Here is a 12,935-nt window from a genome sequence, read left to right on the forward strand (position 1 = left end):
TGATTGAACAACTAGATAAACTCTGTTCATAACCGTTGCACTAAATATTATCTCATTAATTTTCGGGGAGGTCAACTGGAAGAACGGAAATTTTAGGATTTTTGGCCATTTTTTGTAGCAAAAATTTTTAATTTTCCATGAAAATTTAACATACTGTTACGATTTTTCCACTCTGTGCTAGATTCTGTCCATTGAAAAGTGCCAGGTTCCTGCTCCCACAGCTGGTGGAACAACAGCAATTGGGTGTAATCCCCCTCCAGAGCCAGGGACAGGGGCAGGTACGTTCCCCCCGCTTCCCGGCCGGGAGCCTGGGCTTCCAGAGAAAGCAGACGCACCCCGCTTTCCCGGCACAGGGCTTCCAGCCGGCTGACGGCTTCTTCCCGGGTCACCTGGTCCGGCACCTGCCGGCGCAGCTGCTGCCACTGCTCTTCCGTCTGGGCGGCTGTTCCAGGGTCATACCGTTTGGCAAAAAGCACCAGCTGCCGCTGCCGCTCCTCCAGGCCCAGCAGCTTATGCCGCTCCAGCCGAAGCTGGGTCAGGGCCGGGCGAAAGGCCAAAACCAGGAAGGCCAGCCATAGGCACAGGTGCAGGGCCAGTCGGATTTTGGGGTCCCGTTTCAGGTTAGCCAGCATAGCTGCCGCCTCCCTTCAGCTGAAGCCGGATCCGGAAACCCGCCGTCCGGTCCTTGGCCCCGTCTTCCTCCAGTCGTTCCAGCTGGGCGTCGCTGATGCCGGGCTGATGCTGGAGCAGGTCCACCAGCCTGAGGACGCTGTTTTTCTCCAGGGTCCGGCCTTCCAGCACCACCCCAGGCGCCTGCACCGCTTCCCCGTCCCCTTCCTGGGTCACCCGGGTTACCCAGCAGTCCGCCGGCACCAGGCTGCCCAAAAGGGCCAATAGTCCAGCCCAGGGCAGCTGTTTTTGCTGCACCTTCTGCCGGAGCTGGCTCCGGGCCTCCAGGTCCGCCTTGCGGCTCAGGCTGGTCTGCCACTGGGCTTCCCAGGGTGCCAGGGCCGCCAAATGCCTTTGGGTTTCTCCCAGCCGCCAGGCAGTGCCCAGCCGCAGCAGCTGGCAAAAAACCAAGCCGCAAAAGCCCAGACCCCAAAGCAGGGTAAACCCCCGTTTCTGGGACAGCCGCCCCAGGGACGGCTGGGCTCCCGCAGTCCGGTGGAGGGACAGCTTTCTCGTGTGGAGACAGGGTTTGGCCGCCCCCAGGGAGCAGAGGATTTCCGGCTGGGAAAGCAGTTCTTCCCCCCTGGCATAGGCTTCTGCCACCGTAACCTTGTCCAGGCCCGGCAGAGGCCGCAGCAGCCCCCGTTTCTGGAGCAGGGGCTGGAGCTCCTGGCCCAAAGGCTCCCCGCCGCCCAGGGCCGCATAAAGGGGCAGCGCCGCAAGTCCCAGCTCCTGCCGCCACAGCTCTGCATAGGCAGCAATCTGCTGGGCTGCCTGCTGGCCAGACTCCTGAAAAGTCCCCTGCGCCTCCTGCCACAGGGGGCTTTTGGTCAGCTCCTCCGCCCCCGTTTTCTCTTTTTCCGCAAGGGCCAGGGGCTCACTGTCCACAGGAATCCCCCGCTGCAGCACGGTGAGGACAAAGCGCTTCCCTTCTTTGGTAAGCAGCAGCGCCCCCGGTTCCTCCGTCAGCCATTTGCCCCAGCTGGCCGCCTGGGCTTCCAGGCTCACCAGTTCCCAGTCCAGTGCCGCTGCCAGGTCCAGCAGGGCCTGATTCAGGGCCTTGGACTGGAGCAGCACCGCCGTATTATTGCTTTTGAGCTGCACCGGAACCGCGGCGGCCGTAAAGGTGCCGGGCTTCCAGGGTACGTCCTGCAAAAGGCCCCACTGGGCCGCTTCCGCCAGGTTTTTCGCCGCTGCCTGGGGCAGGCTGGCCCGGCGCAGCAGCACCTGCCGGCTGGACAGGCTAAAGCTCACCTGCCCCGCCCCAAAGCCCCGCTTCCGGCACTGGTCCCCCAGCCATTCGGCTACGGCAGGGACCTGTTCCGGACTGGTAAGCGCCGGCAGTTCCCGGGGCCAGGGCAGCTGGGCCGTACGGGCAAGGTGCAGCTTTTCTCCCCGGCGCTCCGTTTCCGTCAGGGTCAGAGCCTGGTTTCCCCAGTGGACCACCAGGAGCCGCTTGGGCCAGGGGGAAACCAGTTTTTCCCAACGGCTGCGCAGGTTGTCCCAGGAAAGGGTTTGCTCCAGGGGCAGCAGCCCCAGCAGCAAAAGCCCCGGGTCCAGCGCCGACGGCAGCGTTCCCACCACCCCTTTACAATGCACCAGAAAGGCTCCCAGGGCCAAAAAAGGAGCCAGGGGAACACCCACCTTTTCCAGAGCCAGCTTTTTCTCCCGGGCACGGGACAGGGCCCAGCCCAGGCTCAGCAGGTTCCCCAGCACAATGCATTGGAACCCTTTCAAAGGTCCCAGCCAAGCTCCCAAAAGGGAACACAAAAGCACGTCCCCAAACCCCAGACCCTGGGGAAAAATCAAATGAAACACCAGCAGGAAACCGCCGCCGGCCAAAACCCCAAAAAGCCCTTCCAGCAGCGTTCCCCCTACCAAAAAACAGCGCAGGGCAATCCACCCGGCCAAGGCCAGCAGCACGCAGTGGTACACCGCCCGTTCTCGCAGGTCCTGCCAGACGATAAGGTACAGGGTGCCGAAGATACCCCACAGGGTAAAAAGCTGCCAGCCGGGAACCTGGCCCCAGCCCAACAGCAGAAACAGCAGGCCGCAGCCTAGTTCCTGATACAGCAGGTCCCGGGAAAGGGGCGTCCGGCAGTAGCCGCAGCGGCCTTTCCGGTACAAATAGCTTACCACCGGCACCAGGTCCTTTGGGCCCAGTCTTCTGCCGCAGGCCTCGCAATGGGACGGCGGCCAGCAGATGGACACCCCGTTTTTCATCCGGTCCGCGCACAGTCCCACAAAACTGCCGGCACAAAGGCCGGTGAGAAAATAGATGATTCCATAAAAAACATTTACTCCCATCATGTCCTCCCCTACCCTTGGATACTGGTGCGCAGCTGGATGGCTTCCCCCAAATGGGTGACGGTAATTATGGGACTTTTCGCCAAATCCGCAATGGTCCGTGCCACCTTGATAATCCGGTCGTGGCTGCGGGCGCTGAGCCCCAGAGCCACAAAGTACCGCTCCAGCAGGGCTTCCGCTTCCGGGGTCATGGGACAAAAGGCCTTCACTTCCCGGCGTCCCATACTGGCGTTGCAGTACAGGTGGGTGCCTTTAAGGCGCTGCCGCTGGATTTCCCGGGCCGCCACCACCCGCTGCCGGATTACGGCAGAGGATTCTTCCTTCTTATCGCTTTTCAGTTCCTGGTATTGCAGCCGGGGTACGTGAATCTGGATATCGATCCGGTCCAGCAGCGGCCCGGAAATCTTCTTCCGGTAGCGGGCAATATCCCCGGGCCGGCAGGAACACTGGTGCACCTTGTCCTCCTCTCCCCAAAACCCACAGGGACAGGGATTCTGGGCCGCCACCAGAATGAACCGGGCCGGATAGGTCAGGGAAGCCTGGACCCGGCTGATGGTCACCATTCCGTCCTCCAGGGGCTGGCGCAGGACCTCCAGGGCGCTTCTTGAAAATTCCGGTAATTCATCTAAAAACAATACCCCGTGGTGACTCAGGGTCACTTCCCCAGGATGGGGAATGGTGCCGCCCCCAATCAGGGCGCTTTGGGACACCGTATGGTGGGGGCTGCGAAAGGGCCGCTCGCTGATAATGCCGCTGCGCCGCTTCAGCAGTCCGGAGATGCTGTAGATTTTCGTTACCTCCAGGGCTTCCTCCTCCGTCATAGGCGGCAGAATGGTGGGCAGACGCCGGGCCAGCATGGTTTTCCCGGCTCCGGGAGCCCCCACCATCAGCACGTTGTGGCCCCCGGCCGCAGCAATTTCCATGGCCCGTTTGGCCACCACCTGCCCCTGGACGTCAGCAAAGTCCACGCTGTTGTCCTCCGGGTTTTCCAGCTGGAGAGGCTCCTTCTCCAAAGGTTCCAAAAGCTCCTTGCCCTGAAGATGGTCCACCAGTTCCAGCAGGGTTTTCGCCGTAAACACCTGGATGCCGTCCACCAGCTTCCCTTCCTGGGCATTGCCCCGGGGGATGTAGATGGTGTCCCGGCCTTCTTCCCGGGCCCGGAGAATCATGGGCAGAATGCCGCTGATGGGCCGCAGGCTGCCGTCCAGGGCCAGTTCTCCGGCAAAGACCGGAGGATTGTCCTCCGGCAGCTTGATATGCTGTTTGGCTGCCAGGATGCCCAGGGCAATGGGCAGGTCCAGGCCGGAGCCGTCCTTTTTCAGGTCCGCCGGCGCCAGATTTACCGTAATGTGGGTATCGGGAAAGTAGAACCCGGTGTTTTTCACCGCCGCCTTTACCCGTTCCTTGGACTCCTTTACCGCCGTATCCGGCAGTCCCACCATTTCAAAGGCGGGCAGGCCGTTGGCCACATCCACTTCCACGGCCACCATTTCTCCGTTAATGCCTCGGGTGGTTTCCCCCCATGTGCGTGCATACATTTGTTCATCACCTGTTTCAAATAGAATAGCGTTTGTAGTCTGGCCTAAAAGCAGGCCTGCATATGATTGATGTTCAGGGTCTCGTGCAGGGAAAGTACCTCAATAATGTCAAAGCGGATCTTGCCCCGAAAGCCTGGATGCTCCTTGAGATACACAAAAACCGCCCGGTGCAGGTGAACCTGTTTTTCGCGGGTTACAGCTGCTGCCGGACGGCCAAATTTCAGGCTGCGTCGGCTTTTCACTTCCACAAAAACCAGCGTATTCTTTGTTTGGGCAATAATATCCAGTTCTCCATAAGCACAAGCATAGTTCCGGGCTACAATCCGGTAGCCCTGTTTTTCCAGGTACTGGGCAGCTGCATCCTCTCCCCAGTTGCCAAAGCATCTGTGTTCGTGTATACCAATCCCTCCTGTTTCAGCGGCTGGCAGGCGCAGGACACGGGCACTCCGCCTATTTTAATACCAGCGTTTTTTCCTCACTGATTCCCTGATGCTGGGGAAAGTGGGTCTTAATGGGTTCGTAGCTGCCCCGGTGCCAGGGACAGGGGCCGTCCCGCAGAATGGCCTCCACATGGGTGGAAACGCCGTAGCCCTTGTGGGCTGCAAACCCGTACTGGGGATACTGGGCGTCCAGCTCCACCAGCAGCCGGTCACGGGTAACCTTGGCGATAATGGAAGCCGCCGCAATGGCCGCGCTTTTGCTGTCCCCTTTGACCAGGTCCTCCACCGGTATCCCAGAGGCCAGCGTCAGGGGCATGGCGTCTGTCAGGGCTGCCTGGGGCGGCGTGGAAAGGTGGTTCAGGCAGTTGGTCATGGACCACTTGGCCGCCTGATAGATGTTCAGGGCGTCAATCTCCCGGGGCCCCAGAATGGTCACGGTCACCGCCACCGCCTGGTCCAAAATTTCGTCATACAGTTCTTCCCGCCGGGCAGGGCGCACCTTTTTGGAATCGTTGAGCCCGGGCAGCCAAATCCCGTGGGGCAAAATAACCGCAGCGGTTACCAAAGGTCCCGCCAAAGGGCCCCTCCCCGCTTCATCGGTGCCGGCCACCTGATTCAGGCCCTGCTCCCAATACCGGCGCTCCAGGTCCTGGAAATGCAGCAGCCGGTCCCGTTCCGCCGCTTCTGCCGCCAGGCGCTTCGTATAGGCCGCCAGCAGCTTCTGGACCCCGGCCCGGGCATCCAGGCGCAGCTCCGCCAGCTGTTCTGCGGTGGGCGTTCCCGCCAGCAGTTCCTTCACTTCAGCAATCTTCATGGTGTTCCTCCGCCTTTTCGGCAGCACTTTTTCCCGGAACCTCCAGGGTGAAAGCCCCCAGTTTGCCGGTCTTAAAGTCCCGGATCACCATTTGGATGACCTTGTTGTAGTCCACCAGGCCGCCGGCTTTCAGGCAACCCCGGGAACGGCCGATTTTTTCTTCCAGTTCCTTGGCCCCGTCTTCTTCCGCCAGTGCAATGTTGTAGTAGGCGGACAGTTCCTGGGGATAGTACTTCTTCAGCCGCAGCAGCAGAATGTGCACGGCAATTTCCAAGTCGAATACCTCTTCCCGGATGGCCCCAGTCACGGCCAGGGAAAAGCCCGTTTCCGGGTCGTCAAATTTGGGCCACAGCACCCCCGGGGTGTCCAGCAGTTCCAGCCCCTTGCCCAGGATGACCCACTGGGGCCCCCGGGTTACGCCGGGCCGGTTCTGGGCCACGGTCTTGTTTTTGCCCAGCAGCCGGTTGATCAGGGTGGACTTGCCCACGTTGGGAATGCCCACAATCATCACCCGGACCGGATGGTTCTTGACGCCTTTTTTCAGCCATTTGTCCAGAGTAGGCTGGCCGGCCTTTTGGATGGCCGCCACCAGGGCCTTGACCCCTTTGTTCTTCTGGCAGTTCACTTCCAGGGCGGTAAAGTTCTGTTCCTTCAGCCGCTCCAGCCACCGGGCGGTCTGCACAGGATCCGCCATATCCGTCTTGTTCAGCACCACGATTTTCTGCTTGTTGCCAATGAGCTTTTTCAGCATGGGGTTGGCGCTGGACCGTGGAATCCGGGCGTCCAGCATTTCCACCACCACGTCCACCAGCTTCAGCTGTTCCTCCATCATCCGTTTGGCCTTGGTCATATGACCGGGGAACCACTGGATGTGAAGCTTGGGTTCTTTTTCCATTTCGTTCATAGTTTTTCCTTTCTATCCTACGCCCTGCCGCCCAGAGGCCAGCAGAGCCGCTCTTTTCTGTCCTTTAGGAGAGCCAGTTGCTCCCCCTCTGCCGCAGCCTTCAGGTCCTGCGGCTTTCAATTTGTTTTATTATAACAGTTTTCTTTCTCCCTGCAAAATGCGGGCATTTTTAGGGGTTTAACGGGAATCCCCCACTTTTTTCCCAGGCAAAAAAAGAAGCAGGGCCAGTTATTGCACCGACCCTGCATGTTCTTATTCTACTCAAGGCAAAGACCGAAATTGTCCCAAGGGCCAGAAAATCAGGCTGGCTTTGCCCTTGACCAGACTCAGGTCCACAAAGCCCACGTCCCGGTACCGGCTGTCTTCGGAATTGTTCCGGTTGTCCCCCATGACAAAAATATGGCCCTGGGGTACCGTGGTTTTGGGATAGTTGGTGTGGAAGGGTTCCCGGATATAGGACTCATCCAGCGCCTCACCATTCACATAGGTCTTCCCATCCCGGATTTCAATGGTATCCCCGCCTACGGCGATGACCCGTTTGATAAAGTCCCTGCGGGTGTCACTGGGATATTTGAAAACGATGATTTCGCCCCGTTTGGGCTCCCTGGTGTAGTACACCAGCTTGTTCACCAGCAGCCGTTCCTGGTCCTGGAGGGTATTCATCATGGAAGGTCCGGAAACCATATAGGGTTCCACCAAAAATGTACGAATCCCAAAGGCCAGCACCACGGCCACAATAATGGAAATCAGCCAGTCGCTGACAGTGTCCTGCCAGGACCCGGATTTTTCTTTTTCGTCCATACCATTCTCCTAGCACAAAATTGGAAAGCCGCAGCACCGCCGCTTCCAAAATTTTTACAGCAGATTCCCCAGCAAATGGAGAATTCCCAGCACCGCCACCAGTTTCACCAAGGTGGCCTGGGTGGCAAAGGCATCCTGGTTCCAGAAGTTCCAGACTCCGGCCACCAGCTGGTTTACCGCCTTCTTGTCCCCGTGGACGTACCGCTGCAGCAGGGCAAAGCCCTGGCGTTCCCGGATTACCGCCAGCCAGTACAAAAGGGACACCAGTCCCAGTAAGTTCAGCCCCTGTTCCGTCCAGGCCTTGTCCACAAAAAGGACCATGGGCCAGTAGGTCAGGATCACAAACAGCAGCAGACTGGACAACTTTCCGGACCAGCCCTGTGCGTTCTTAGGTGCAGCCATCTTACCAACTCCTAAAACAAAAGGGGACTGCGCAGACAGTCCCCCACCGTTTTTTGTTTCCGATTAGCGGCGTTCTCTAATACGAGCAGCCTTACCGGTCAGTTTACGCAGATAGTACAGTTTTGCTCTGCGAACGATACCTCTATGAGATACCTCAATTTTCTCCAGTCTGGGAGAATGTACAGGGAAAGTTCTTTCTACGCCAACGCCGGAAGCGATACGACGTACGGTGAACATTTCACGCACACCTGCGCCACTGCGGGAGATGCAAACGCCTTCAAACAGCTGAACACGTTCACGGGTACCTTCGACTACTTTTACATAAACTTTCAAAGTGTCGCCGGCACGGAATTCAGGAATGTCGGAACGCAGTTGTTCCTTTTCAATTGCTTCGATGATGTTCATTTATGTTCCTCCTCAGAATCCAAGACGTTCATTCTTAGCCTCGTGCTAACAGCGGACCGCCCGTTAATGCATACGCTGTATTATACCATACAGACAGGGTGGGCGCAAGAAAAAGGGCTGCAAAATCAGTCCTTTTCCGGGTCCTTTCCCTGATTTTTTTCTTCCGCCTGGACGGCCAGAAACAGCTTGCCGTCCCCGGGCTGCCAGGGCACCGTCCGGAGCAGTTCCGGCCGGTACTTCAGGGTAGTCCGCAGGGCTTCCTTCCGCCGCCAGGTTTCAATCTTCCCGTGGTCCCCACTGGTGAGGACGGAGGGTACAAGCTGTCCCTGATAGTCCACCGGGCGGGTATACTGGGGGTATTCCAACAGGCCCGCAGCAAAGGATTCCTCCTCAGCGCTGACGGCCTTGCCCAGCACCCCGGGAATAAAGCGGGCCACTGCATCCATGACGGCAAGAGCCGGAAGCTCCCCTCCCGTCAGGACGAAGTCCCCTACGGAAAGCCGCAGGTCCGCCTGGGCCAGAATCCGCTCGTCAAAGCCCTCGTAGTGCCCGCAGCAAAAGATCAGGTCCCGGCCGCTGGCGGCCAAGCTGCAAACCCGCTGCTGCTTCAGGGCTTCCCCGGCGGGGGTCATCGCCAGCACCAGAGCCTCCGGTGCCAGTTCCCTGGCCCGCTCCAGCGCAGCCAAATAGGTCCGGGGCTGGAGCACCATACCGGCGCCGCCGCCGCAGGTGGTATCATCCACACTGCGGTGCCGGTCCGTAGCAAAGTCCCGAGGATTCACGCAGGCTACAGAAAGAAGACCTTCCTGTACGGCCCTGCCCAAAATAGAGAAGGACGCCGCCTGCTGGATCATTTCCGGAAACAGGGTGAGAAAGATGAACTGTCTCACTTAGATCCACTCCGGCAGGACCATGACCACCTGCTTCTGGTCCCAATCAATTTTTTTGATATTCTCGGCAATGGAGGCCACCAGAATATCTTCCCCTTCCGGGGGAGCCACCACGAACACATCCGTGGGTCCCGGGGAAATCACGTCCTTTACCGTGCCAATGGGATCTCCCGCAGGAGAAACCACCGCAAACCCGATAATGTCCCTGACATAGAACTGCCCTTCCGGCAGGGGCGGCAGCTCCTCTGGCCTTAGGACAATGGTCCGGCCCCGCAGGGCTTCGGCCTGGTCCATATCGGTGACTTCCTGCACCTTTACCAGGTACGCATTCTTATGGAAGCGTACGGAAACTACGTGCAGCACCCGGCCGTTGTCCAAGGTCAGGGTTTCCCTGTCCTCGTACTGTTCCGGCTGGTCCGTCAGGGGCAGAACGCGAAATTCGCCCCGCACGCCATGCGGGGCGACAATTTTGCCAATCACAATCTTCTGTTCCATGGACTCACGCTCTAAAACCGATGACTTTGCCGTCTTCCACCAGGATTTCGGCGCCCATCAGGGATTCCAGATCGGAACCGATGGTGATTTCCACACTGCGTTCCAGTGTGCCGTGACCGACTTCACTGCCAATTTCCAGATTTTCAGCCCGTTCCAGTTTATCTTTCAGCTCCTGGAGCGCATGGCCGCGCTGGGCCTTTTCGTACTCGATCTGTTCCTGCAAACCGCGCAGGGCATTGGGATCGGCACCAGCTTGTTCATTCAGTGCCCGTTTGGCATTGAACTGGAATTGTTCAAAATCCAGCTCGGCGGCCTGGACCTGGCGTTTCATATCTGCAACGATTTGAGATTTCAGGTCTTCGGTCACCTTGGCTTTGATGCCAACCGGTACCCGGACGATCATTTTATCCATAGTATCCACCTTACTGAACCCCTGACGCCAGGGCGCCGGGATCCGCGTCATGTCTCCTGACTAAAGAAGAGCATCACCTGCAATACAGGGGCTGCTCTTCCATTAATCAATGTCTACGATTACTTTTACGTTTTCACGGGTGGCAGCAGCTTTCATCACCAGGCGGATAGCCTTGGCAATGCGGCCCTGCTTGCCGATCACTTTACCCATATCTTCAGGTGCCACGTGGAGTTTGAGGATTACGGAAGAACCGTTTCTCTCCTCCTCCACTTGGACCTCGGAGGGATTATTGACGATAGCCTTAGCAATGACTTCAACTATCTCTTTCATAGTCAACCTCCTTATTTACCAGCCTTTTCGCCAGCCAGTTTAGCCATCAGGCCTTGTTTGCTGAACATGGAACAAACCGTGTCGGTGGGTTGAGCACCTTTCAGCATCCAAGCCAGAGCCTTTTCTTCATCAATATTGATCACTGCGGGATCAACAGTGGAATCATAGGTACCTACGGTTTCGATGAAGCGGCCATCACGCGGAGCGCGTTCGTCGGCAACAACGATACGGTAGAAGGGGCTTTTCTTAGCACCCATACGTTTCAGACGGATTTTAACTGCCACAAGATTCACCTCCTTAAAAGAATTTGTTTATTGCAGGAAGGGGAGCTTAAAGCGTCCCTTCCGTGCATACTTGTTCATGCCCTGCATGGTTTTCATCAGCTTCTTGCTTTCCTCAAACTGCTTCAGCAGGCGGTTGACATCCTGTACCCGCTGGCCGCAGCCGGCTGCAATGCGTTTCCGGCGGGACCCGTTGATAATCCGGGGATTGCGCCGTTCTTCGGCAGTCATGGAAGTGATAATGGCCTCCAGGCGGCGTACTTCCTTGCCGTCCAGGTCCACCCCTTCCAACTGCTTGCTGATTTTCCCCATGCCGGGGATCAGGCTGAGAATGGATTCCAGGGAGCCCAGTTTCTTGACCTGTTTCATTTGGTCCAGGAACATGTCCAGGGTAAATTCATTCTTTTTCAGATGCTCAGCCAGCTTTTGGGCTTCCTTTTCATCAAAGGCGGATTGGGCTTTTTCAATCAGGGAGAGCACATCCCCCATGCCCAGAATCCGGGAAGCCATTCTATCAGGATAAAAGGGTTCCAAAGCATCCAGCTTTTCGCCCATACCCACAAATTTTACCGGGCAGTTGGTCACTGCCTTCACACTGAGAACCGCACCGCCCCGGGCGTCGCCGTCCAGTTTGGTCACAATCAGGCCCGTAATGCCCAGTGCCTGGTTAAAGGCATCAGCCACCGTAACGGCGTCCTGACCGGTCATGGCGTCCACCACCAAAAGGATTTCGTCGGGATGTACGGCTTCCTTCATGTCCTTCAGCTCGTTCATCAGGGTTTCGTCCACGTGGAGACGGCCGGCGGTATCGATGATTACCGTGTCGCACAACAGGGCATTGGCCCGCTTCAGGGCTTCCTTGGCAATTTCCACCGGGGAAACCTTGTCGCCCAGGGTAAACACCGGCATGTCCAGCTGTTTGCCAATGACCTCCAACTGGGTGATAGCAGCAGGACGGTACACGTCCCCAGCCACCATCAGGGGCTTTTTGCCATTTTTCCGCAGGTAGTTGGCCAACTTACCCACCGTAGTGGTCTTACCAGCGCCCTGCAGGCCCGCCAGCATAATAATGGTGGGCGGGTTGGGAGACACGGCCAGTTTGCTCTGGGTGCCGCCCAGCAGATTGATCAGTTCTTCATGAACAATCTTTACAATATATTGGCCAGGAGTCAGGCTGGGGTCCACTTGCTGCCCTTGGGCCCGCTCCTTGATTTTTGCTGTAAATTCCTTGACGACCTTGAAGTTTACATCGGCCTCCAACAGAGCCAGCCGGACTTCCCGGAGGGTATCCTTCAAATCCTGTTCGGATACGGTCTTTTGTCCGCGCAGCTTTTGGATGGCAGCCGTCAATTTATCGGTTAATATTTCAAAAGCCATAGTTACCTGCCTTCGTCAATCAAACTCTGCAAGATGGTCCGGACTTCTTCCAGACGTGGGTCGGTTAAGCCGTCGGACTTGCAGGCTTCCAGCAGCGACAGGGCTCCCCGGAGCTTGAACCGGGTATCCTGGGCGCCATGCAGCAGCTGCAATTTGGATTCATATTTTTCCAGGGTCTGTTCTACCCGCCGCAGCAGATCGTACACTGCCTGGCGGCTGATGCCGCAGCTTTCCGCAATCTCTCCCAGGGAGAGGTCATCGTAAAAGTACTGCTCCATCACAGCCTGCTGCTTTTCGGTCAGCAGACCGCCGTACATATCGTAGAGCCGGCCAAACCGGATCTTTTTTGTCAATTCATCATCCTGCATGGTATCACCGACGCTTATTCTACTATAATGGCACAAGCCTGTCAAGCATTTTTACTTGACAGGCTCAGTTTTTTCCAGGCTAAACAAACTTTCTTCCACAAACCCGGTTTTCTCCTGGTTTTCGTCCTTCTTCACCGGCGTCTCCCGGCGTTTGGTCTCCCCGGAGAACAGGTCCTCCCCGCCGTACATGACTTTTTTGGCCATGCGCCGGGTTCTGTCCTTATCCCAGCGGACCCCGTGCCGGGTGTACTTTTTCAGCAGTTTGGACTCCGGATTGGTTTCCTTGTTCAGGTTTTCCAGGTCATAGGCTTCGGTGATCATCTTTCCCAAAACGGCGTTGACCCCATGGGCAGAGCTGTTTTTCACCGCTTCCCGGTACTGCTCCAGGAGCTCCGGGTGTTTCTCGATGAACTGGAAAATCTCATCGGTAATCCTGTAGGTAAAAAGCTCCAGGACCTTGCGGCCCAGAGCTTCCGCTTCTTTGTTTCCTGCCATAGGCACC

17 protein-coding genes are annotated in these 12,935 nt (G+C 57.5%); all 17 read right to left on the reverse strand.

Features of this window, described 5'->3' with window-relative positions; translation table 11 throughout:
• Nucleotides 1-92: 92 nt before the first annotated feature.
• The gene (locus C7E10_RS04435) at nucleotides 93-632 is read right to left on the reverse strand and encodes a hypothetical protein (RefSeq protein ID WP_105326149.1); all 540 of its coding nucleotides are present in this window, start codon (nucleotides 630-632) and stop codon (nucleotides 93-95) included.
• Nucleotides 622-2,976: a prepilin peptidase gene (locus tag C7E10_RS04440; protein ID WP_160101826.1), complete on the reverse strand. Its 2,355-nt coding sequence runs from the start codon at nucleotides 2,974-2,976 to the stop codon at nucleotides 622-624. Before C7E10_RS04440 ends, C7E10_RS04435 begins: the two co-directional genes overlap by 11 nt.
• Nucleotides 2,977-2,987: 11 nt before the next feature.
• Nucleotides 2,988-4,514: a YifB family Mg chelatase-like AAA ATPase gene (locus C7E10_RS04445; RefSeq protein WP_105326151.1), complete on the reverse strand. Its 1,527-nt coding sequence runs from the start codon at nucleotides 4,512-4,514 to the stop codon at nucleotides 2,988-2,990.
• A 44-nt stretch (nucleotides 4,515-4,558) separates the two neighbouring features.
• Complete coding sequence (locus C7E10_RS12510; RefSeq protein WP_200820208.1) at nucleotides 4,559-4,948, reverse strand: YraN family protein; 390 nt, start codon at nucleotides 4,946-4,948, stop codon at nucleotides 4,559-4,561.
• A gap of 16 nt (nucleotides 4,949-4,964) precedes the next feature.
• Nucleotides 4,965-5,768, reverse strand: coding sequence for a ribonuclease HII (locus C7E10_RS04455; RefSeq protein WP_105326153.1), 804 nt, complete (start codon nucleotides 5,766-5,768; stop codon nucleotides 4,965-4,967).
• A complete protein-coding gene (gene ylqF / locus C7E10_RS04460) occupies nucleotides 5,755-6,672 on the reverse strand; it encodes a ribosome biogenesis GTPase YlqF (protein WP_105326154.1) in 918 nt (305 codons plus the stop codon). The genes C7E10_RS04455 and ylqF overlap by 14 nt, the downstream gene beginning before the upstream one ends.
• 261 nt (nucleotides 6,673-6,933) lie before the next feature.
• Nucleotides 6,934-7,473, reverse strand: coding sequence for a signal peptidase I (gene lepB, locus C7E10_RS04465; protein ID WP_105326155.1), 540 nt, complete (start codon nucleotides 7,471-7,473; stop codon nucleotides 6,934-6,936).
• A 54-nt stretch (nucleotides 7,474-7,527) separates the two neighbouring features.
• Nucleotides 7,528-7,875, reverse strand: a complete 348-nt coding sequence (locus C7E10_RS04470; protein ID WP_105326156.1) for a hypothetical protein — start codon at nucleotides 7,873-7,875, stop codon at nucleotides 7,528-7,530.
• A gap of 63 nt (nucleotides 7,876-7,938) precedes the next feature.
• Nucleotides 7,939-8,280 (reverse strand): 50S ribosomal protein L19, encoded by a 342-nt coding sequence (gene rplS, locus C7E10_RS04475; RefSeq protein WP_105326157.1) that lies wholly within the window; start codon nucleotides 8,278-8,280, stop codon nucleotides 7,939-7,941.
• Nucleotides 8,281-8,405: 125 nt separating this feature from the next.
• On the reverse strand, nucleotides 8,406-9,170 hold the full coding sequence (gene trmD, locus C7E10_RS04480) for a tRNA (guanosine(37)-N1)-methyltransferase TrmD (RefSeq protein WP_231085952.1): 765 nt from the start codon (nucleotides 9,168-9,170) through the stop codon (nucleotides 8,406-8,408).
• Nucleotides 9,171-9,665, reverse strand: a complete 495-nt coding sequence (gene rimM, locus C7E10_RS04485; RefSeq protein ID WP_105326158.1) for a ribosome maturation factor RimM — start codon at nucleotides 9,663-9,665, stop codon at nucleotides 9,171-9,173.
• Between the two features lie 4 nt (nucleotides 9,666-9,669).
• Nucleotides 9,670-10,077 carry a YlqD family protein gene (locus C7E10_RS04490; RefSeq protein WP_105326159.1) on the reverse strand — a complete coding sequence of 136 codons (408 nt, stop codon included), beginning with the start codon at nucleotides 10,075-10,077 and terminating at the stop codon, nucleotides 9,670-9,672.
• Between the two features lie 102 nt (nucleotides 10,078-10,179).
• Nucleotides 10,180-10,407 carry a KH domain-containing protein gene (locus tag C7E10_RS04495; protein WP_105326160.1) on the reverse strand — a complete coding sequence of 76 codons (228 nt, stop codon included), beginning with the start codon at nucleotides 10,405-10,407 and terminating at the stop codon, nucleotides 10,180-10,182.
• An 11-nt stretch (nucleotides 10,408-10,418) separates the two neighbouring features.
• Complete coding sequence (gene rpsP / locus C7E10_RS04500; RefSeq protein WP_105326161.1) at nucleotides 10,419-10,691, reverse strand: 30S ribosomal protein S16; 273 nt, start codon at nucleotides 10,689-10,691, stop codon at nucleotides 10,419-10,421.
• Nucleotides 10,692-10,718: 27 nt separating this feature from the next.
• Complete coding sequence (gene ffh / locus C7E10_RS04505; protein ID WP_105326162.1) at nucleotides 10,719-12,065, reverse strand: signal recognition particle protein; 1,347 nt, start codon at nucleotides 12,063-12,065, stop codon at nucleotides 10,719-10,721.
• 2 nt (nucleotides 12,066-12,067) lie between these two features.
• Complete coding sequence (gene ylxM, locus C7E10_RS04510) at nucleotides 12,068-12,418, reverse strand: YlxM family DNA-binding protein (protein ID WP_231085954.1); 351 nt, start codon at nucleotides 12,416-12,418, stop codon at nucleotides 12,068-12,070.
• A gap of 66 nt (nucleotides 12,419-12,484) precedes the next feature.
• A complete protein-coding gene (locus tag C7E10_RS04515) occupies nucleotides 12,485-12,928 on the reverse strand; it encodes a hypothetical protein (RefSeq protein ID WP_105326164.1) in 444 nt (147 codons plus the stop codon).
• Nucleotides 12,929-12,935 lie beyond the last annotated feature (7 nt).

Source organism: Acidaminococcus hominis, from assembly GCF_900291475.1.
GTDB classification, from domain to species: Bacteria; Bacillota; Negativicutes; order Acidaminococcales; family Acidaminococcaceae; genus Acidaminococcus; species Acidaminococcus hominis.